Annotated in this window: 19 protein-coding genes; 11 read left to right on the top strand and 8 right to left on the bottom strand. The window is 61.2% G+C overall.

What is annotated here, in order from left to right; genetic code table 11:
• Positions 1-308: 308 nt before the first annotated feature.
• On the bottom strand, positions 309-1,235 hold the full coding sequence (locus tag QMX97_RS19545) for a carbon-nitrogen hydrolase family protein (protein WP_213552910.1): 927 nt from the start codon (positions 1,233-1,235) through the stop codon (positions 309-311).
• Positions 1,236-1,318: 83 nt separating this feature from the next.
• Here QMX97_RS19545 and QMX97_RS19540 point away from each other — a divergent pair, with 83 nt between their 5' ends.
• Positions 1,319-2,233 carry a LysR family transcriptional regulator gene (locus QMX97_RS19540; protein ID WP_282397425.1) on the top strand — a complete coding sequence of 305 codons (915 nt, stop codon included), beginning with the start codon at positions 1,319-1,321 and terminating at the stop codon, positions 2,231-2,233.
• On the opposite strand, the gene QMX97_RS19535 is transcribed toward QMX97_RS19540, so the two are convergent.
• Positions 2,205-2,459 (bottom strand): hypothetical protein, encoded by a 255-nt coding sequence (locus QMX97_RS19535; protein WP_003190904.1) that lies wholly within the window; start codon positions 2,457-2,459, stop codon positions 2,205-2,207. The genes QMX97_RS19540 and QMX97_RS19535 overlap by 29 nt on opposite strands.
• Before the next feature lie 164 nt (positions 2,460-2,623).
• Here QMX97_RS19535 and QMX97_RS19530 point away from each other — a divergent pair, with 164 nt between their 5' ends.
• Positions 2,624-2,944 carry a DUF883 family protein gene (locus tag QMX97_RS19530; protein ID WP_016979401.1) on the top strand — a complete coding sequence of 107 codons (321 nt, stop codon included), beginning with the start codon at positions 2,624-2,626 and terminating at the stop codon, positions 2,942-2,944.
• 31 nt (positions 2,945-2,975) lie between these two features.
• Here QMX97_RS19530 and QMX97_RS19525 read toward each other — a convergent pair whose 3' ends face one another.
• Positions 2,976-4,013 (bottom strand): Ldh family oxidoreductase, encoded by a 1,038-nt coding sequence (locus tag QMX97_RS19525; protein WP_282397424.1) that lies wholly within the window; start codon positions 4,011-4,013, stop codon positions 2,976-2,978.
• Positions 4,014-4,192: 179 nt separating this feature from the next.
• Between QMX97_RS19525 and QMX97_RS19520 the strand changes: the two genes are divergently transcribed.
• On the top strand, positions 4,193-9,322 hold the full coding sequence (locus QMX97_RS19520; protein WP_282397423.1) for a DUF6543 domain-containing protein: 5,130 nt from the start codon (positions 4,193-4,195) through the stop codon (positions 9,320-9,322).
• Between the two features lie 20 nt (positions 9,323-9,342).
• Here QMX97_RS19520 and QMX97_RS19515 read toward each other — a convergent pair whose 3' ends face one another.
• Entirely contained in the window at positions 9,343-9,612 is a 270-nt protein-coding gene (locus QMX97_RS19515; protein ID WP_016979404.1) for a PepSY domain-containing protein, read from the bottom strand.
• A 152-nt stretch (positions 9,613-9,764) separates the two neighbouring features.
• On the opposite strand from QMX97_RS19515, the gene QMX97_RS19510 reads away from it, so the two are divergent.
• From QMX97_RS19510 to QMX97_RS19480, 7 genes are all read left to right on the top strand, one after another.
• On the top strand, positions 9,765-10,763 hold the full coding sequence (locus QMX97_RS19510) for a FecR family protein (protein ID WP_106804155.1): 999 nt from the start codon (positions 9,765-9,767) through the stop codon (positions 10,761-10,763).
• Between the two features lie 329 nt (positions 10,764-11,092).
• Positions 11,093-11,545: a hypothetical protein gene (locus tag QMX97_RS19505; protein ID WP_120448380.1), complete on the top strand. Its 453-nt coding sequence runs from the start codon at positions 11,093-11,095 to the stop codon at positions 11,543-11,545.
• Entirely contained in the window at positions 11,542-12,105 is a 564-nt protein-coding gene (locus QMX97_RS19500) for an adhesin (RefSeq protein ID WP_065906510.1), read from the top strand. The genes QMX97_RS19505 and QMX97_RS19500 overlap by 4 nt, the downstream gene beginning before the upstream one ends.
• 67 nt (positions 12,106-12,172) lie before the next feature.
• A complete protein-coding gene (locus QMX97_RS19495; protein WP_106804158.1) occupies positions 12,173-12,880 on the top strand; it encodes a heme utilization protein in 708 nt (235 codons plus the stop codon).
• A 62-nt stretch (positions 12,881-12,942) separates the two neighbouring features.
• Positions 12,943-13,620 (top strand): C39 family peptidase, encoded by a 678-nt coding sequence (locus tag QMX97_RS19490; RefSeq protein WP_106804159.1) that lies wholly within the window; start codon positions 12,943-12,945, stop codon positions 13,618-13,620.
• A gap of 37 nt (positions 13,621-13,657) precedes the next feature.
• Entirely contained in the window at positions 13,658-14,407 is a 750-nt protein-coding gene (locus tag QMX97_RS19485; protein ID WP_201144173.1) for a hypothetical protein, read from the top strand.
• A 49-nt stretch (positions 14,408-14,456) separates the two neighbouring features.
• On the top strand, positions 14,457-15,764 hold the full coding sequence (locus QMX97_RS19480) for a transporter (protein WP_106804161.1): 1,308 nt from the start codon (positions 14,457-14,459) through the stop codon (positions 15,762-15,764).
• Between the two features lie 89 nt (positions 15,765-15,853).
• Here QMX97_RS19480 and QMX97_RS19475 read toward each other — a convergent pair whose 3' ends face one another.
• Positions 15,854-17,179 (bottom strand): sigma-54 dependent transcriptional regulator, encoded by a 1,326-nt coding sequence (locus QMX97_RS19475; protein ID WP_282397422.1) that lies wholly within the window; start codon positions 17,177-17,179, stop codon positions 15,854-15,856.
• A 344-nt stretch (positions 17,180-17,523) separates the two neighbouring features.
• Here QMX97_RS19475 and QMX97_RS19470 point away from each other — a divergent pair, with 344 nt between their 5' ends.
• Positions 17,524-17,784: a hypothetical protein gene (locus tag QMX97_RS19470; protein ID WP_065906499.1), complete on the top strand. Its 261-nt coding sequence runs from the start codon at positions 17,524-17,526 to the stop codon at positions 17,782-17,784.
• A 62-nt stretch (positions 17,785-17,846) separates the two neighbouring features.
• Here the strand turns inward: QMX97_RS19470 and QMX97_RS19465 are convergent, their stop codons facing one another.
• From QMX97_RS19465 to gnd, 3 genes are read right to left on the bottom strand one after another with little or no spacing between them, the layout of a single operon-like run.
• A complete protein-coding gene (locus tag QMX97_RS19465; RefSeq protein ID WP_282397421.1) occupies positions 17,847-18,671 on the bottom strand; it encodes an HAD family hydrolase in 825 nt (274 codons plus the stop codon).
• Positions 18,668-20,191, bottom strand: a complete 1,524-nt coding sequence (gene zwf / locus QMX97_RS19460) for a glucose-6-phosphate dehydrogenase (protein ID WP_065906496.1) — start codon at positions 20,189-20,191, stop codon at positions 18,668-18,670. Before zwf ends, QMX97_RS19465 begins: the two co-directional genes overlap by 4 nt.
• Complete coding sequence (gene gnd / locus QMX97_RS19455) at positions 20,188-21,171, bottom strand: phosphogluconate dehydrogenase (NAD(+)-dependent, decarboxylating) (protein ID WP_065906492.1); 984 nt, start codon at positions 21,169-21,171, stop codon at positions 20,188-20,190. Before gnd ends, zwf begins: the two co-directional genes overlap by 4 nt.
• Between the last annotated feature and the right edge of the window lie 214 nt (positions 21,172-21,385).

The following is a 21,385-nucleotide window of genomic DNA, read 5'->3' as shown; positions in this document are numbered from 1 at the left end:
GGTCAAAAATTGTGGGTGGGGGCTTGCTCGCGAAGGCGGCGTGTCAGCCGCTGGTGATTTAACTGACCCACCGCATTCGCGAGCAAGCCCGCTCCCACAGGGGTTAGCGCAACGCCTGTGAAGTCCATGCCCATCATTGGCGTTGGAGCGATTGGCATCCAGATCCATGCAGAATCGCTGGACCACAGTCGCCACGGTCCAAAAATGTGGGAGCGGGCTTGCCCGCGAAGGCGGCATGCCAGTCACTGGAAGTGTTGCTGACACACCGCTATCGCCGGCAAGCCGGCTCCTACAGGGATTACCGTGTGTTAGTCGGTGATGTAGCGCACGCCTGGCTTGGCGCGCTCATCCACTACCAACTCGAAAATATCCGGACGCGCGTAGTGCCCTACCACGTCGTAGTCATATCGCGCGCGCACCAGGTCATCGGTGTCGATCTGGGCTGTCAGCAGCCCGGCGCCTCCCAGCAATGGCCCGGCCAGGATGTCGCCCATCGGCCCGACAATCACGCTGCCGCCCGCGATCAACGGCCGCTCCGCCGGCCAGTTGGCAACCTCGATGCCCAACGCCTCGGGCGAGGCCTGTACCTGGCACGCACTGACCACAAAGCAACGCCCTTCATGCGCCACATGACGCATGCTGACCTGCCACATCTCGCGCTCATCCACCGTCGGCGCGCACCACACCTCCACGCCCTTGGCGTACATCGCGGTGCGCAGCAGCGGCATCATGTTTTCCCAGCACACCGCGCCGCCGACGCGGCCGACCGCTGTGTCAATCACCGGCAAGGTCGAGCCGTCGCCCTTGCCCCAGATCAGCCGTTCGGTGCCGGTGGGCATCAACTTGCGGTGCTTGGCCACCAGGCCGCCGGTGGGTTCGAAATACAGCACAGTGCAATACAACGTGCTGGCGCTGCGTTCGATCACGCCGATGACCAGGCTGGCGCCGGTACGCGCCGACAAGCCGGCCAAGGCCTCGGTCTCTACGCCAGGCACGTCGATGGCATTGGCAAAATAGCGGGCAAAGGCTTCGCGGCCCTCGGGCAGGCGATAGCCCAACTGGGTGCCGAAGCCTTCGCCTTTGGGGTAGCCACCGAGCAAGGCTTCGGGCATCACCACCAGCTTCGCGCCACTGCGCAGGATCTCGTCCTCATAGCCCAGGATCTGCTCAAGGGTCTGGGCTTTGCCGCCCGGCAATGAGCCAATTTGCAAAGCGGCCACGGTAGAAACAGGCATCACGATCACTCCGAACAAGGGGGGGTTGCCCATTCTTGCGTCAGGCTCGATCATGAATAAAGCCCACCTCAGTGCTGAATGATATGAGCCAGATAAATATCACCCAGGTCGACCTGAACCTGCTGAAAACCTTCGAAGCCCTGCACGACGAGTCCAGCGCCAGCCGCGCGGCCTTGCGCCTGGGCGTCACGCAATCGGCCATCAGTGCAGGCCTGCGGCGTTTGCGCGAGGTGTATGACGATCAACTCTTCGTGCGCACCGGACGCGGCCTGGCGCCCACGTTGCGTGCCAATCAGTTGAAGCCGGTGATCAGTGAGGCACTGGAGCGTTGCCGGCAGAGCCTGGCGATGGTCCATCCGGACAATCCGCATTACCAGGGACGCTCGGTGGTGCTGGGGCTGTCCGATGACTTCGAGATTGCCTGCGGTCGTCGTCTGATGGACGCGATTGCACTGCGGTTGCCGAAGCTGCGGGTGATCTTCCGGCAGACGCACAGCCAGATCGTCGCCGGCGCCCTGCTCGACCGGACCCTGGACCTGGCAATTACCGCCGGAGGGTTCGCCCACGGCCGCTTGAGCCGGCAGGTGCTGGGGGAAGGCGATTACCGCTGCCTGGTGGATTCGGACCAGGCAAGTATCAGCCTGGAGGAATTCATCCGCCGTGAGCATGTGTTGGTGTCATCCGGCGGGTTTATCGGCATCACCGACGAAGCCCTCGCCGCGCAAGGGCTGAATCGACATGTGTGTGCGTCGACCAGTCACTTCGCCGCGCTGCCGTATTTGCTCAAGGGCAGCCAGGCGGTGGCAACCATCCCCGGGCACGCCGCGCAGGCCATCGCCGGGCTGACGGGTTTGCGCATGCTGCCCTGCCCGCTGGCATTGCCGCGTTACCCGGTGGAGCTGGGCTGGCGCACCCAGGCCCAGCTGGACCCGATGCTGCTTAAAGTGCGCGAGGCAATTGTCGAAGGCTTTACTTCGCCGCTGCCATCAGCTTGTTGACTTCACTGCGCACCATGTTGGAGAACTCCGGTGGCGACATGCCGTCGAGTTCCGCACGCACCCATTCAGCCCACTTGCCCTTGCGCTTGGCGCGCTCACCGAACAACCGCGCCGCTTCGCCCTTGGCCTTGCCCAGGTTGGTTTGCCACAGGTCGTAGAGGCGCGACTTTTCATCTTCCAGCTCGGCGCGTTCGGCGAGGGTCTTGTTGGCGAGATTGAAGCTCATGTTGAATTACCTGCTGCACAAATAGGCGACATCTTACACTGTAGGTCGAATTTTCCGGATTCGGATTTTCCTGGCAAGCACGTCCAGGCAAAAAAACTGCAACTTTTGCCGCCGCCCGGCACTCCATTGTTCACTGTCACATTCACCTGCAAGGAGTCACACCCATGGCCCGCAAAACCGCCGCCCAAGCTGTTGAAGATCAAATCAAGGATCAAGCGTTCAGTGAACTGACGGCACTGATCGAAGAATCGGACAAACTGCTCAAAAGCAGCGCTTCGCTGGTAGGTGAGGAAGGCGAAACCCTGCGCGAACAGGTCGCCATCAAACTCAAGCAGGCGTTGGACTCGGTGTCCAACGTGCGCGAACGCAGCAAACCGGTAGTGGATGCCACCGAAACCTACATCGGTGGCCACCCGTGGCAGACCGTGGCCATTTCCGCAGGCTTCGGCCTGGTGGTTGGCCTGTTGCTGGGTCGCCGCAACTGAGGCGCCGGGGCTGCGCCGCGCGCAGCCCCTCCTACCCCTGCGCCAGTTCCTGTAGCTGCCGCAAATCCTTCGCTTCAATCTCGATCCCTGCCGCCTGCGACTTCGCCCGTGTGCGATGACGTCGATCTCCGGGCAAACGCCGCAACCCCGCCGCATGCATCTGCCGCACCAGTTCCTGGCTGCGCTCGGCAAAACTTTGCCCGGCGGTTTTGCTCGGGTCGATCACAATCAGCAACTGCCCGGTCCAGGGTGTACGTGCGCCGGGATGGTCGGCCCAGTTGAACTCGAAGGAAAAGTTACCGCCGGTCAAGGCTGCCGCCAGCAGTTCGACCATCATCGACAGCGCCGAGCCCTTGTGCCCGCCAAACGGCAACAACGCACCGCCTTCCAGCACGGCCTTGGGGTCCGTGGTGGGCTGGCAGAGACTGTCGACGCCCATGCCCGGCGACAAGCGCTCACCCTTGCGCGCGGCAATCTGCACGTCGCCGTGGGCAATCGCGCTGGTGGCCAGGTCGAAGACAATCGGCAGGCCGTCGGCACGCGGGGCGGCGAACGCGATGGGGTTGGTGCCGAACAGTGGCCGGTCGGCGCCGTGGGGCACCACGCAGGTCATGCTGTTGACCACGCTCAAGGCCACCAGCCCTTCTTCGGCGAAGGGTTCGACATCCGGCCACAGCGCGGCAAAGTGATGGGAGTTGTGGATCGCCAGCAGCGCGATGCCGGCACTGCGGGCCTTGTCCACCAACAACGCACGCGCCGCTTCAAGTGCAGGCTGCGCGAAGCCGTTGCCGGCATCCACGCGCACGAAGCCGGAGGCGACGTCGGTGACCACCGGCGTGGCCTTGCCGTCGACCCAGCCACTGGCCAGGGTGCTGAGGTAGCCGGGGATACGAAAGATCCCGTGGCTATGGGCGCCGTCACGCTCGGCGCTGGCGCAGTTGTGCGCCAGGATCGCGGCGACTTGCGGCGACGTGCCGTGCTTCACGAACACGGCGTGCAGCAACCCCACCAGGTCGTCAAAACCGATGAGCGCTGTTGCGTTGTCAACTATCGGGGACTGGGCAGACATCTGTAGCTCCGATTTTATAATTGGAAGAGACAACAAGAATCCAGACCGCCGATTAAACAACGCCTCCCGTGCCTGCTGTCAACGGGCGCTTGCAGTGCGCGCCAGTTATCTACCGCCCTGCCCACCGTGCCAGCCCCTACTTTGGGCCTCCTATCCGCTGCAACAACGGAGAATGCACCATGGCGCGCGTTACCCCACCGTACTTTTTCGATGAGTTCCTTCGCCCGACCCGCCGCAAGGAACCTACGCCACGAGAGCGTGCGCTGGGGTTCACGGTCAGGGACCTCGAGTGGCTGCACACGCTGTATTACGCCACCCACGCGGCACGCCAGGACGCCACGGTGCATGGTTTTCCCATGCAGGTCGACAGGTTGCTGGTCAACCTCAGCGGCCAACCCGCCATCGTGCTGGCGGGCGCGTTCCTGATGAGCCCGACGCCCGACGACGGCAAGGCCGTGCTCTACACGCCTTACGGCGGACTCGAGCTGTTCGACCACCGCACCACCCTGATCAGCACGCTCGAAGAGCGCCTGACACACCCCAGCCAGCGCAGTGAGTTACTGCAATTTGTGTCCATCGACACCCGTGACGCGCTGCCGGCCGGTGCGCGCCTGGCGGTGACCACGGCCATCATCCAGGGGGCGGTGATGCAGGATCAAGAGCAGGCGATCCGCGCCAGCCAACAACAAAACGTCGCGGCAATGCTCAGCCAATTGCGCCAACTCCCCAGCCTGCACGCGATGCTCGACACCTTGCTCGGGATCATGGCCCACCCTCATTTCCGTCGTCTGAAACAGGCCGATACACGCGTGAATTCCTTCACCGTCGTGGGCGGGCACTGGGTTGCCTCTGAGCCTTTGCGCGACACACTGTTGCGTTTTTATGTGCAACAGGCCTGGCCGGCAGGCCAGACGCACACGTATTTCAATCTCGCGCATGACACCAGCGCCTTTACTCCACAGCAACTGGCCGAGGACCAACAGCGCTGGGACAACGTGGTCGAACAGACCAGCGCGATCCTCTCAACGTTATTGAGCAGCCTGCTGCAGACCTACTGGAATGAAGACTTCGACGACACGCAGTCACGCCTGCAGTTTTTCGCGCGGGTGATCAGTGACAAGTTCCGTGCCGACCTGCTGCTCAAGCACCAGGCATGGATCGTGTCCACCGAGGAAAACCAGAAACTGCGCGCGCTGTTCCTCCCGGACCAGGCCGCGCGCAGCGCCTTCGATCCGCAGCTGAATATCGAGAAGGTGCGGGTGCATGCGCCTTTTCAACATTACGTCGACCTCGCCAGCACGCTGATGATCAGCAACACCCACGCGTATCTCTACACCCAGACACGCGGCTTGCAGGTGCTCGCGAACCTGCAAGACCTCGACAACGCGCTATTGGCCATGCTCAAGGCCGCCGGGCACGAGGATGAACTGCTCAATTTCCTCTCCGTGGAGGAACGCAGCGTGTTTATTGGCATGGATGAGGTCCAGGTGACCGGCAAGCCCGTGGTCGGCGATGTGTTTCAGGAGACACTCGAGGACATTGTCAGCAAGCAGCTCGACAACCTCGAATATGCGCTGGGGCTGTATCGGCGCAGTGGCGGCGACGTCGACCTGGCGGCGTTGCTCGACAGTGCCCTGGATGTGCGTGCCATGCTCGACAGTCGGTTGCTGGCCGAGGAAACCGACGGGCGCTGGAGCGTGCATCCCGTCACCAGCGGCAACGGCCGCCCGACTACAGTGCTGGCGGAAAAAGCCAAGCGGCACCTGCAGCGCCTGCAGGCCATCGAGGTCGCCATGGCCGAGGAGCGCAAGCACCATCCCACCTTGCGCAGCCTGGCAGCCCACGCGCTGGCAGACGAATTAGACAGCAGACACCTGGATCTGCAGCCCGACGCTGTCTTTATCAATACCTATCCCACCCCTGCCCTGGAGCGCGAAGAACGCCTGCCCCTGGCGTCGTCCAGCATGGTGCAGCACTTGATCGCCCGCCTGGCCCGGCAAGCCACTGCGCTGAGTGAATCGTCGCTGACCTGGTTCTACGGACCGTACACCGCCGGCGCCGCCTACCAGTTGCACAACCTGGGCCTGGTTACCTTCAATGCGATTATCGACGAGGTTCTGCGCACGTTTGCCGAAAACGACTTGCGCACCCTGCCCAACCTGCTCCTGGAGCAAAACCAGGCCCACCTCAGCCAGGCGATGTTGCAGGGGCTGCGGGGCGAGGCGCAACTGCGCTGGCTGCACAAGAGCCTGTCCGCCGAGAGCGTGGTGCTGCTGGACAGCGTGCTCAACGCCGACGGCATGAGCCGGCTGACCCGCCATGGTCTGAACGGGTTCATTCCGGATGCGTACGGCCTGACCTTGAGATTCGGCACAGACAACACGCCGCATGCCTTGGCTAATTGTTTTGTCTTGACCGAGCGCGGCGGCATTGATCCGTTCAACTCCGGCGTGGCGCTGCTATGGACCCCGCGCAGTGGCTACGAGTCATTCGGGTCGATCAAGGCGTTGTGCGACGCACTGGTGCGACGCCTGCGCGATCCCCTCAAGCGTCTGCCCCTGGTGGAAAACCTGCCGGTCTCGCAGTACATACCCCATCGGGTCTGCCAGCTCGGTCCGCTGCGACGCATCGACGATCACCTGCTGCACAACCGGCAACAGACCTACAGCGACTTCATGCGTGACGAGATTGACCATCTGTTCTCGATGCGATTGAGCGCAGAGCGCTTTCAGGACTGCATGGACAACCTGATCCGACGGCCACCGCCGACCAACCTGCCGCGCGCCATCGCAATCGCGAAGGCCATCACTTACCAGCAGGCATTGCCGGTGTGGCTGGGCATGGCAGCACCCCGCGAGCAGATCCTGCAGGCCGAGTTGTTGGAACAGTATCGCGTCAGCGCACCGGACGAACGCGACTACCTGCATGGCATCACGCCCTTGCGCAATGAGGTCCTGCCCCTCCTCTCGGACCTGCTCAGCAAGCGCTTTCCGGGGCAGGTGATCAACCCGGAAGGCATCTTGATCCCCGGTCGTATCGACCTTACGGGCAATGTCCAGACCCTCGTGGACTTCGCGCTGCGGCACTTGCCCCAGTTGAATGGTGACGATATCCGCCCGCGTTCGCGGACCGCCACGCCATTACCGGCGGAACTGGACGGCAACGCCGTGGTGCAACTGGTTCGGCAAGTGGGGTTGAAAAACCTTTATCAGAAGAAACTCACGACGCTCCTCGCAAGTGACACCGAGGACAGCCGCCAGCGGCGCCAACTGTTCTGTCGGCAGTTGCCCTGGCAGTTGCTGCAATACGCCCATGAACAAACCCTCGAGGAGCGATTGTCCGCATCAGCCTGGAGCTACATCCAGCAAATCTTTGATATGCCGGATGCCGTGGCGCGCAACGCGGTGGCGGGCGTCAATGCAACCATTCGCCCGCTCGAGCTGATCGCCACCCCGGGCGCAGCACCGGTCAAAGCCCTGGGCTGCTACCTGATCGGGGCGAAAACTGGAACTGCCGGGCCCCTGATCCTGTACGCGCCCTACAGCCCCAAGCACCTGCTGAAGGAATACGCGCATGAAGCCGCCCTGGTCAACGCGATCACCAGCCCCGGCACCCTGCAGGACTGGGTCGTCGGCCAGATGCAGGAGCCCCATCAGGCCACCTACCGCAATTTGCTCGGCGAGCGTTGGGGCCGTGGGTTCTCGGAAATCCGCCTCGGTGCCGCGACCATCGACGGCAATGTGCTGGGCCGGCTGTATCAGGACAACCTCCAGATGCTGCAGCAGATGCTCGACACGCAGTTTTCCCCCGCGTGCGAGGCACAATGGGACGCCATCACCAGCCTGTTCACCGAGGGCATCCCCAAGGGCTTGCAGTTCATGGCCGGAAAGCTGGCCTACCCGCTGGTGGTATGGCGCAGCTACCAGCAATTCAAAATCTCCGCCGAGGACTTGCAGCAACACCGTTGGCAACACGCGCTCAGGGCCTTTGTGTGTGGCGTGGCGCAACTGGCGTCACTGCGCAAGGAGGTGGATAGACTGCTGCCCCAGGCCCCGGCTATACAGAGCCAGGTCAGGCCGTCGTCGGGCGAACTGACGCTGGCCGACCTGGACCTCACCGGGCCCTTGCGTACGCAACTGCAAGCGTTTGAAACCCACGATTTTGCCCTGGGCGAACTGGAGCTTCGTGCGCTGACCCTTCCCTACCGGGATGCAAGCGGTGAGCATCATTTCGTGCCATTGGCAGGCAAGGTGTACCCGGTCAAACCAGCAGGAGAGCACTGGCGCCTGAGCATAGGCGACCTGCACGGCCCCTATGTGCAATGCGATGCCCAGGGCGTCTGGACGCTGGATTTCAACCGGCGCCACCCGCGCTACGGCAAGGTCCTGAGTCGCTTTACCGGCAAGCTCTACACGCTGGCGGCCGAACGCGACGCGATCAATATCGAAGCGGTGGGCCTGCAGGAAATCGAGGCGTTATCCAGTTGGAAGGCGCAGTGCATTGACGAGGCGCTCAACGTCGCGACGTACTATGCGGTCAACTGCAAGCGCAACCTCCTGCACTTCAAGCCGCTGCGCGATCCCAACAGCCGGCTCGGGCAGTTCTTTGGTGAGTTGTTCGGCGTGGTCACGATGACGCCCGCGCAGGTGCAAAGGGTCGAGCGGCGCGTCGATGAGGTGCTTGATGAGTTGACCAATCCCACGCTGATCGGCGCCCACTCGACACGCTTTGTCAGCGGCACCCATCGCTACAATCCGCAAACCACGTTTGCCTTTGTCGTGCCCGAAGACCACGACCACAAGATTTACTTGCTGGACCGTTTTTTCGACCCGCACATGGACGTCTATCAGAACCGCTTGAACGCACCGTTCGACATTTCCGCCCACGCGCGGGCAACCGTGTTGATCCACGAGATATCCCACCTCAAGTCCCTGACCGAAGACCTGGCTTACCTGGACAGCATGCGACCGTTCCCGGACCTGATCAACGTCAAGGCCAGCGGTGCCTGGCAGATGAAGACCGAACTCGACGACCTGCGCCAGACCGCCTTCTCGATCTCTACACCGGCCAGCATCCTGTTCAAGGTGTGGGATGAGTTCAGCCAGGAATGGGAGGATTTCGGCAGCCACAATGGCACCCGGATTCTCAAGGATAAAGTGCTGAGCGCCACCGGTGCGCGCAGCCTTGCGCAGGCCCGGGATATTTTCATGAGCGATGCCGACAAGCGGATCGACACGATCCTGGCCAATGCCGACTCGGTGACCTGCATCATCAGTGACCTGGGGCGCAGGCTGGAGACGGGAGCCTGAACAGGCTCCCGGCGGGTATATCAGTCTTTCTGGTCGCGCAGGATGTTGCCGGACGCCCCGTCGATGCGGGCTTCATACACGGTGCCGTCGGACTTGCGCCCTTTGACTTCCCAATAGCCGTTGTCATCGGCTTCCGCCGCGTAGACCTCGACGTAGCCGGCCTTGGTCTTGGCCACCTCGATAGCCTTCTCGATGGTGATCCAGCCTGCGCCCGGCTTATCGGCCAGGGCGGCGCCCGCGCTGAGCAAAGCAGTGGTTGCACACAGGGCGACTAAGGTTTTCTTCAGCATGTTCGTACTCCATTGTGGGAATGACGGACTCGTGTCCTCAGTTTTCTGATGTTTTCAAACGAGAATAAGTTCCAATTGATGTGCAATCGCCATGATGGCTGTTCTCGCCGTCCGCCTCGGGAGGTTAGAATGTGCGAAATCAGGATGAGTTAATGAGCGAAAAGTCCCTTTCAGAAGCCGAATATGACGCCATCACCGACGCCGCCGCGCATTGGTGCATGCGCCTGCACGCGAGTGATTGCACGCCGGCTGAACGTCAGGCTTTTACCCAGTGGCACGATTCCCACCCGCTGCACGCCTTTGAATACGCGGCGATGCTGGAAATCTGGGACGTCGCCGACCACCTGCCCCGCCATGAACCGACGTCGGTGGTGGTGCCGTTCAAACCGCGCAGCCGCCTGCGCACCTACGCGGTAGCGGCGGCGATCTGCCTGGCCGCCCTGCCGCTCGCGGCCTTTACCGGCTGGGAAGCGGGCTGGCTGCCCAGCTCCTATGAACGCTTCGAGGCCACCCAGCAGGGCCTGCGGCAGGTCACGCTCGGCGATGGCAGCCAGGTGGAACTCAACCTTGGCACCGAGCTGGTCTACAGCAACTACAAGGACCAGCGCCGGGTCACGCTGAAAAAGGGCGAGGCGTTCTTCAAGGTCAGCCATGACAGCACTCACCCGTTTATCGTGCGCGCCGGCCAAGGCCAGGTGCGGGTCACCGGCACCCAGTTCAATGTCTGGACGTATGAAGATCAGGTGCGAGTGATGCTGCTCGAAGGCTCGGTGCAGATTGCCAGCGACCAGGTGCACGGCAGCGTGCCCCTCACCCCCGGCATGCAGGCCAGCTATCAACTGGGCGATGCCACGCCGCGCATACGCCCGATCAGCCCGAATGACACCGCACTGGCCTGGCGCCAGGGCAAGCTGATCCTCGACAACCTGGCCCTGGCCGACGCGTTGCCGTTGATCAATCGCTACCTGAACAAACCGGTGATGCTGGCTGACGCCAACACCGGCGCGATCCGCATCGGCGGCATCTACAACATCAATGAGGTCAACAACCTCATCCCCTCCCTGCCCAAGGTTTTGCCGGTCTACCTGACCCAGAACCAGGACGGCAACCCCGTACTCAATTCCATCCCGCGTAAAGCCCCGAAAGGCTGAGCCGGCCCGCACCGGTGAAGGCCTCGCTGCGCGTGGAGTGTCCATTTTTTTTACACCTGGACGCGCTGGACCGCCCGTACTGGGCGGCGTCCTGCGTTTACCCGGCAAGGTGTTACGCCGCTGATACAGCCAGGTGAAGCGTTTGCGCATGGGTGCGGTCAGTGCGCGTGTGCAAGGACCTGTTTCATGGATGAAACAACCGTGACATCACTTTGCCGCTAACTAATCCCAACCCCCTGAATAACAAAGGTAAATAAAAAGCGGCACGCCTTCTGCTCTATCCCTTACAGCGCTGTTTAGGGTCAGCGCGAAGAATAAGGAATAGTGCCGTGGTCACTCACACTCAAGGTTCATTGAGCCTCCTCCTGGTCAGCTGCGTGCTGGCAACCAGCGTCAGCCTTCCAGCGCTGGCCGACGGTAACGGTGTGATTGTGATTGACCGCCATGTGAATCCTTACGCAATCGGCCGCACTCGCGGCGTCGACCCCTACCCCACCACCGCCAATGCCAATCCGTCCGCACAGATCGCCACGGTGACCAGCGTCGTCCTCAGCGACAACGACTTTGCGGGCATCACCACCGGCGCCAGTATCACCCGCAGCATCATGCCCAACGGCGATATCACCGGCTTGAACAACATCGGCGGCGGTATCGGCCTGGGTGCAGGCAGTGCGCCAGGCCACAGTGGTGGCGGCATCTCGGGCACGATCAACAGCGCGGTCTCACGTGGCCTCGAACCGCTGAACGGTATCAGCGGCATGGTCGGAGGAGCGATGAAATGAACCGTTCATGGATGCTTCTCGCGGTGCTGGGTTGCAGTGCGGCAATGGCCGACAGCAACAACAACGCCACCCTGGATAACTCGGGCAAGCAATACAACGGCGTGGTCATGCTTAACCAGGCCGCCGGTGACCAGCAGCAATTGAGCAACAACGTCGCCATCGCTACAGGCCACAACGCCCAGGCGAACATCAACGTCACGCAAAGCATCAGCGGCGTTCCCGCCGATCGCTCCCTCAACGCCAACGCGGCGATCAAGGGCACCTCTTTCAGCAACGGCAACGGTGTACTGAGCATCAATCAGTCGGCCGGGGCCCAGAACCAGATGATCAATGCCGTGCGGATCAGCATCAACGCAGGTCCGCAAAGCATCGACGACAGTGTCATGTCGCAACAGAACGTTGCGCTTGCAACAGACTCAGGATTGACCCCTACCACTGGCAGCCGCCAGGTCGTTACCAGCGACCAGGCCTTCACCGGCAGCCGTGGAGTGGTACAGGTCAACCAGAGCGCCGGGGTGGGGAACCGAGTGGCTAACACCCTGAACTTACGACTCAACTGATGGAGCTGGGTCGATAGCTAGACCGTACCAACACTTAACCAACTAATTAGAAGCAAGGAGATACACCATGAAAACTACAATGGCTCTCAAACCACTGGCTTTCGCTCTCGCTGCGCTCATGGCTGTTGCTGCTCAAGCGGGTCAACCTCCCCATGGTGGTGGCGGCGGTCCACAACCAGCCCCTACCACGGCTGCCGCGACGACTACAGATGGTCAAAGCAACCACTCCAACGTGGTGATCAACGACAAAACCAAAAACAACGCTTCGGCCAATGACTCCTACAACCACATCAGTGGCGTAGCGAACGGCAACGTGCTGAGCGGTGACAACAACCAAGGCAAAAACGACGTGGCCATCGTTTCCGGCGATGCCGACTTCGTGTTCGCCAGCACCGGTACCGCACAATCGAACACCGGCAACTTCGTGCTCAACAGCGGCACCAAAAACAACGCGTCGCTCAACGACAGCGGCAACAACTCTTCGGGCGTCATCCAGCTGAACGCCGCATCGGGCACTTCCAACCAGGCCAGCAACAGCGTTGCAATCGCCTCGGGTAATGGCGACGGCGGTGCTGCATCCGCAGTCGGCGTGCAGGATGTGTCGGGCAACCTGACCCTCAACCTGAGCAGTGGCCATGGCTGGAGCGCCAAACCAGTGGTCAACAACGCCAGCGTGAACAACTCGATGAACTACAGCTCCGGGGTGTCGAACTCCAACGTTCTGTCGGGTAGCAACAACCAAGGTCAGAACAACGTAGCAATCACTCGCTTCTGATCCTGATAGGGCCTTGGCAACAAGGCCCTTTTTTATTCCAGTGTCCAACAGGTCATACGATCATGCGCCTCGTTGCCCTCTTCCTGCTGCTAGCACTCACCGGCCCGACCTGGGCGGGGCAAATGGCCGTGGTCATGCCCGGTGGTGGGTTGATCTACAAAAAGGTCGAGAGCATCCGCGAGCGCAAGTTCGCCAACCTGGTGGAACAGAAAACCGATTTCAGTTGTGGCGCCGCCGCACTGGCCACCATCCTGCGCCAAGCGTACTGGATGGACGTGGATGAAGAGCACGTGATCAAGGGCATGCTGGTCAACGCCGACCAGGACCTGGTGCGTACCCAGGGCTTTTCCATGCTCGACATGAAGCGCTACCTGGAAAGCATCAACATGCGTGCCAAGGGCTACCGGATCACTCCGCAAGTGCTGCTCACCGTGAAAGTGCCTGTGGTCGTACTGCTGGATATTCGCGGCTACAAGCATTTCGTGGTCATGCAGCGCGCCGATAAGGACTGGGTGTACATCGGCGATCCCGTACTGGGCCACAAGCGCTACGCCACGGACGATTTCGTCAAAGGCTGGAACGGCATCGTATTCGCCGTGCTGGGTGAAGGCTACGACAAGGCCAATGCCCTGCTCGACCCGCCCACGCCACTGACCGCCAAGAACCAGCTGAACGAATTCAGCCCGGTACGCGACAGCGAACTGATGGACTTCGGTTTTATCCAGAGCGACTTCTTCTAGAAGCGCAATAAGGAGCAGGACGCTCCAGGAGCAGACGATGAACACTCTCGGTTGGCTGACGGTCATGTGCCTGACAGCCTCAGCACCTGTTTATGCTTCGTCGGCGTTCAAGCCGATCGAGCTCAAGGATTCAGAAATGGCCGACCTGCGCGGCCGCTACGTGATGCCCGGGCGAATCGTGAGCTTTGGCATCGTCATGAGCAGTACCTGGACCAACGCCGCCGGTGCCACCGTCACCGGCACCGCCAACATGCAAGTCAACGCTTCCACCATCACCCCGCAGTTCTATGTGCAGATCACCGGCAACGATGGCAACGGCGTGATCCAGCAGCCCAACGGCACCGGCACGGTCGTCGGTGGCGCCGGCCTGGGCACCGGCCAGGGTGTTGTGCAGAGCGTACGTGCCGCCGGTGACGGCAACACGGCCACCAACGGCGTCGATATCAACGTCAGCAAGAACGGCTTGGCGCCCGCCAACTTCGTCCAGTCCGGCCAGGCCTTGATGGCCGGCCAGCCTATCACCGGCGGCACCGCAGCAGGCCAGGTCACGGTCACTGCCAAGAATGGCGGGTTGCAAATGGCCCTCCAGGCCAATAACAACCAAGGCAATGTCGTGCAGCAAATTGGCGGCGGCAACGTGCTGCAAGGCACGATCATCCAAGGCAACAGCAACTTCGTGAACAACCTGACCCAGCTCAACGTGGTGCTGGGCAACAACGGCCTGAACAACATCACGCAAAACCTCAATCTGGATCAACTCAAAGGCCTACGCCCTGCCGGTTATTGAACTACGCTGAGCCACGACACTTACGCATTAGAAAGGGACGGCTTACTTCATGCATCGATCTTTATCGTTACGTGCCGTGGTTTGTTTGAGTACGCTCCTGCCTGCAACGATGCTGTATGCAGCGCCGGACGCCGATATTGAATCGCTGAAACAGGAACTGCTGGAGCTCAAGCAACGCTACGAAGTGCAACAAAAGGCATTGGCGGTATTGGAACAGAGGGTGCGACAGGTAGAAGACCAGCCTGCGACGCCTGCGCCCAAGCGCTTGGCCAAGTCGCCCGCCGACTTCAGTAAAAGTACCACCGTGGCCGGTGCGCCCGGCGTCGGTGCCGCGGCGGCATCGGGCGGTGCCGGCGGTGGCGGCAGTTCCTATGGGCAAAGCCTCAAGGACGACTCGGCCCCCGCCCAGAGCGTGAGCAACCTGTACAACGAGGCCAGTGGCTTCTTCGGCAACGGCAAGTTCAGCTTCGAAACCGGCATCACCTATGCCCGCTACGACGCCCGTCAGTTGTCCCTCAACGGCTTCCTGGCGCTGGATTCGATTTTCCTCGGCAACATCAACCTCGACCGGATCAAGTCCGACAGTTGGACCCTGGACCTTACCGGGCGCTATAACCTGGACAATCGCTGGCAATTCGACCTGAACGTGCCGGTGGTGTACCGCGAGTCGACCTACCAGTCCGGCGGCGCCGGCGGCAACTCGAATGCCACCTCGGAAGGGACGGTGACCCGCGACCCGACCATTGGCGACGTCAACTTCGGCATTGCCTACAAATTCCTCGACGAAAGCGCCAGCCTGCCGGATGCGGTGGTGTCGGTGCGCGTCAAGGCGCCTACCGGGCAAGATCCGTATGGCATCAAGCTGATCGAACAACCGGGCAACGACAACCTCGCCGTGCCGGAAAGCCTGCCGACGGGCAACGGGGTGTGGTCGGTGACGCCGGGCATCTCCCTGGTCAAGACCTTCGACCCGGCCGTGCTGTTCGGTTCGTTGTCCTATACCCACAACTTCGAGGACTCGTTCAGCGATATCAGCCCCAACGTCAACCAGAAAATCCCCGGCAAGATCAGCCTGGGTGACAGCTTCCAACTCGGCGTAGGTGTCGCCTTCGCCCTCAACGAGAAGATGAGTATGTCGTTCTCCGTCTCCGACCTGGTGCAACGCAAGAGCAAGGTCAAGCAGAGCGGCCAGGACTGGCAATCGGTGGTCTCCAGCGATGCCAACGCCGGGTACTTCAACGTGGGCATGACGATTGCGGCCTCGGACAACCTGACGATCGTGCCGAACCTGTCGATCGGTATGACGGACGATGCGCCGGACTTTACCTTCAGCCTGAAATTCCCGTACTACTTCTAAGCAAACCATCGCCGGCAAGGGATGGAAAACCCACAAGGAAAAGCCCCGCAACGATAAGGGTCGTTGCGGGGCTTTTCGGTTTACCCGCCCTAGCGGATCTGGTGTTTGTGCAGCAACCGGTAGAACGTGGGCCGGGAAACCCCCAGCACGCGGGCCGCGACACTCAGGTTGTCGCTGTGCCGGTTGAGCACATCGCACAGCGCCTGACGCTCGGCGCGGTGCTTATAGTCTTCCAGTGTAGCCATCGGCAACGAAATTGCCTGTTCACCCTGCAATCCCAGATCAACGGCCTCGATCTGCCGCCCTTCCGCCAACACCAGGCCACGACGCACGCGGTTGGCCAGCTCGCGGACATTGCCCGGCCAAGGGTGCTGCCCCATCGCTACCAGCGCGTCTTCACTAAAGCTACGCGGTCGCCGTCCGGTTTCCTGGCTGTAGAAGCGTGAAAAATGATTGGCCAGCATCGCCACATCGCCATGCCGCTCACGCAGCGGCGCAGTGACCACTTGCAACACATTCAGCCGGTAATACAAATCTTCGCGGAAGGTGCCCTTCTCGACCGCGGCCTCAAGATCGACGTGCGTGGCGGCCAGCACCCGCACATCCACCGCAATCGGCTGGCTGCCACCGACCCGCTCGATCTGTTTTTCCTGCAGGAAACGCAGCAAATTGGCTTGTAGTTCCATCGGCAGGTCGCCGATTTCATCGAGGAACAAGGTGCCACCGTTGGCCGCCTCGATACGCCCGACCTTGCGTTGGTGGGCGCCGGTGAACGCGCCCTTCTCATGGCCGAATAATTCCGATTGGATCAGGTGCTCCGGGATCGCCCCGCAATTGATCGCGACAAATGGCTTGGCGTGACGCTGCGATTGACGGTGCAGGGTCTTGGCCACCAGCTCCTTGCCGGTGCCGCTGTCGCCGCGGATCAGCACGGGAGATTCGGTCGGCGCCAGCTTGGAGAGCAATTTGCGCAACTCGCGGATCGGTCGGCTGTCGCCCAGCAGTTCGTGCTCCGGCTCCTCCACCTGGGTGTGGCCTTTGCCACGCAGGCGCGCCATGCCGAAGGCGCGGCCCAGGGTCACCTGTACGCGGGCGACATCGAAGGGCAAGGTATGAAAGTCAAAAAACCATTCGCAGACAAAGTCTCCGACATTCTGCAGGCGCAATACGTCCTGGCTGAGCACCGCAATCCATTCGGTGCCGCTGCGGCCGATCAGCTCCTTGACCGCCTCGGGGCGCTCCAGGTGATACGGCTGTAAACGCAACAGGCCGACGTCGCAGGACCGATCGCCGACGGACTCCAAGGCACAGCTGTCGACCTCCCACCCGGCCGTGCGCAAGCCGGGCAGTAGCCCGTGACAATCGTCACACGGGTCGACCACAAGCAAACGGCGCTGCACGGGTGTAACAATCATGACTATTCCTTGGCGTCAAAATTGTTAAAGTTATTTTAAAACAACGGTTTGTGACGCTTGGGGCTAACACTAGCAAGGTCTTGACGCAGCGCTTGGACCGTTTTGCTATAAGTCTGGGCAAAAAGCCACTTACCGGTATCTGCCGGAAAAAAGTTGCGCCACATGGAAACTTTCATTCAGCTTTCAAAACAGCCGCTTACATGACGTTAATCAGGGAAAGTTAAAAAATCTTGCTCTAGCATGTGACCCGTACCCCGTCATCGTGCATCAGTACAAGTAACCCGCCGTTTGGCTCGCCCAACCAACGGCATTCACTTGAATGGGCAATGAGAGAGAAGACCCACATGAACGCCCCGCTCCGCATCAACGAAGCTCTTTTGATCGCAGACCGTGCTTTCCAGCCCTTTCAGTGCGTAGCCTGGCACGATGGCAACGGCGCCCTCAGCCTGAGCGTCATCGACCGCACCAACACCCGTATTGGCAGCAAACAATTGTCGTCGAGTGCATATACCGACCCGGCGCAATTGGAAAACCTGTTGTTACAGGCTCGCGCCGAACTCGATAAAGACGGCCACCAGTTGCAATCCTGGGCGATGCCGAAGTAAGTCGAGAGTAACTTGCGCTCATTAACGGTGTGACACACCCTTCATGAGCGCAAGTTCAGCCTTTATTGCGCGGCCAGAATAAACCGTTCAATGGCTTCGGCCGCACCGTCGTCAATATTGCTGCCAGTGACCACACTGGCTTGACGTTTGACGGCTTCTTCTGCCTGGCCCATGGCAATCGACAACCCGGCCACTTGAAACATGGCCGGATCATTGCCGCCATCGCCGATGGCCGCCGTCTGCTCCAGGGGCACGCCCAGGTGCGCGGCCAGGGTCTTGAGCGCCTCGCCCTTGTTGGCCAGCATGGCCGTCACGTCCAGGTACACCGGCTGCGACCGTGACACATGGGCCAGCCCTAGCACCTTGGGCTGCAACTGCGCTTCCAGTTCAACCAGCAACTGCGTGTTGTGACTGGCAGCGACAATCTTGTCGACCCGGTCCAGGTACGGCTCAAAACTCTCCACCACCACGGGTCCATAGCCCAGACCGTCAGCTTCGCGCTGCTCCATCGGCCCTGGCGAGTCACGGCGCAGCCAGTCGCCGTCGGCGAACACCCAGACTTCCACGTCCGGCTCGCTCGAAAACAGCGCCAGGGTCACCAGCGCCGCCTCCGCCGGCAGATGGTGGGCCACCAGGATGCTGCCATCCGGGTTGATCAGCGTACCGCCATTGAAGCCCGCCACCGGCACATCGATGCCAAAGGTCTCGATCAATTGCAGCATGGCCTTGGGCGGTCGCCCGCTGGCCAGGCTGAAATGAACGCCGGCGTCCCGCAACGCGCGCACCGCATCAGCGGTGCGCTGGCTCAGGCTGTGGTCGGGGTGCAGCAAAGTGCCGTCGACGTCACTGAGGATAAAACGGATGGGATGAATCGCGGCATCACTCATCCGAGGCTGTGCCAGGCGTGGCCATCACGGGCCAGCAACGCATCGGCGGCTGCCGGGCCGTCTTCGCCTGCCTTGTAGGTCTGGATCCCGTCATCTTCCTTCCACGCATCGAGGAAGGGCTGCACCGCACGCCAGCCGTTCTCGATGTTGTCGGCACGCTGGAACAAGGTCTGGTCACCGGTCATGCAGTCGTAGATCAGGGTTTCGTAGCCTGTCGACGGTTGCATCTCGAAGAAGTCCTTGTAGGCAAAGCCCAGCTGGATGTTGGCCATGTCCAGGGCCGGCCCAGGCTTTTTCGCCAACAGGTCGAACCACATGCCTTCATTGGGCTGGATCTGGATCTTCAGGTAGGTGGGCTTGAGCTCATCGACCTCGGTGTCACGGAACTGCGCATACGGCGCCGGCTTGAAGCAGATCACGATTTCAGTATCACGCACGCTCATGCGCTTGCCGGTGCGCAGGTAGAACGGCACGCCGACCCAGCGCCAGTTGTCGATCATCACCTTGAGGGCGACGAAAGTCTCGGTGCTGCTGTCGGGGGCAACGTTGGCCTCTTCGCGGTAGCCGGGCAGCGACTTGCCGCCGATTTCGCCGGCGGTGTACTGGCCGCGCACCGAGTTGGCCCGGGCTTCCTCGAGCGACCAGGGACGTACCGCGCCGATCACCTTGGCCTTCTCACCGCGCACCGCATCGGCGCCAAACGCCGCCGGCGGTTCCATGGCGACCATCGCCAGCAGCTGGAACAAGTGATTGGGCACCATGTCACGCAGGGTCCCGGTTTTTTCGAAGAAATTGCCCCGGGTCTCGACGCCGACGGTTTCGGCAGCGGTGATCTGCACGTGGTCGATGTAATGGTTGTTCCAGAACGCTTCGAACAGCACGTTGGAGAAACGGCTGATCAAGATGTTCTGCACCGTCTCCTTGCCCAGGTAATGGTCGATGCGATAGATCTGCTTCTCGCTCATCACCTTGAGCAGGCTGGCGTTCAGCGCTTCGGCGGTGGCGAGGTCGGAGCCGAAGGGCTTTTCGATCACGACGCGGCGAAAGCTGTCTTCGGTTTCGGTCAACAGCCCGGCACTGCCCAGGCGCTGCACCACGTCACTGAAGAAACGCGGCGCGGTGGCCAGGTAGAACACCGCATTGCCGGTGCCACTGTCGGCAATTTTCTTGCCGATGTCGGCGTAGGTGCTGTCGTCGAGAAAATCCCCCTCGACGTAGCTGATGCCCTTGGCCAGTTGCGCCCACAGTTGCGGGTCGAGGGCGTTATCGCCATTGCCCTTGACCTTGCTGGCGGCCTCGGTGCGAATGAAATCCTCGAGCTTCTTGGCGAAGTCGGCATCGCTGATGGCGTTGTGATCAACGCCAACGATGCGCAAGCCGTCGCCCAGCAACCCGTCGCGACTGAGGTTGTACAGCGCCGGCATCAGCAGGCGCTTGACCAGGTCGCCATGGGCGCCAAACAGAAACAAGGTGGTGGGTGGAGCGGGTTCGGCCTTGGTTTTTTTGCCATTGGCGGTCATTTTTTGGAAGTCTCCACGTGACCACCAAAGCCGAAGCGCATGGCAGACAGCATCTTGTCACCGTACGTGCTCTGCTGGCGCGAGCGAAAGCGGGCGAACAGCGAGGTGGACAGTACCGGCACCGGCACCGCTTGTTCCATGGCCGCTTCGATGGTCCAGCGACCTTCACCACTGTCGGCCACGGAGCCGGAGTAGCCGTCGAGTTTCGGGTCGGTTGCCAGGGCATCGGCGGTCAGGTCCAGCAACCACGACGACACCACGCTGCCACGGCGCCAGACTTCGGCGATATCGGCGACGTTGAGGTCGAAACGCTGGTCTTCCGGCAGGTTTTCCGAGTTCTTGGTCTTGAGAATGTCAAAACCTTCGGCGAACGCCTGCATCATCCCGTACTCGATGCCGTTGTGGATCATCTTGACGAAATGCCCGGAACCCGCAGGGCCGGCATGGATGTAGCCGTGCTCGGCGCGGCTGTCGGCGCTGGCGGAACGGTCCTTGGTCCGCGGGATGTTGCCCAGGCCCGGCGCCAGGCTGGCGAAGATCGGGTCGAGGCGCTGCACGGTCTCGGCGTCACCGCCGATCATCATGCAATAGCCACGTTCCAGGCCCCAGACGCCGCCGGAGGTGCCGACGTCGACATAGTGCAGGCCCTTTTCCGACAAGGCCTTGGCACGGCGCACGTCATCCTTGTAGTTGGTGTTGCCGCCGTCGATGATCACATCACCGTCTTCCAGCAGCTCGCTCAATTCATTGATGGTGTTTTCGGTCGGGTCGCCTGCCGGCAACATCACCCAGATCGCGCGCGGCTTCTGCAGCCCGGCGACCAAGGCTTTCAAGTCGGCAACGCCGGTGGCGCCCTCCTCGCTCAACCCTTTGACAAATGCTTCGTTACGGTCGTAAACAACGGTGGTATGCCCATTGAGCATCAGGCGCCGTGCAATATTCCCGCCCATGCGGCCTAGTCCGATAATCCCCAGTTGCATGTGCTGATGCTCCTAACTGCTAAATAAATGTGTGACATAGTTTATAGCGCAATGAGGCTAATGAGGGTTAGTCCAGAGCGGATCCGTGTAGTTTCATGACAAAAAGTTGCCATCACTTCAGCATCACGACACAAAAAGTCACACGACCGCCAAAAATAAAAAAGTTCCATTGCCCGCAAAAAGAATTCAGAATTGTCCCGACTGCTGCCGAGAA

It is taken from the genome of Pseudomonas sp. PS01298, assembly GCF_029959745.1.
Taxonomy (GTDB): Bacteria; Pseudomonadota; Gammaproteobacteria; order Pseudomonadales; family Pseudomonadaceae; genus Aquipseudomonas; species Aquipseudomonas aylmerensis.
Note: the sequence above shows the minus strand (reverse complement) of the source record. Positions and strands in the feature narration are given on the sequence as shown.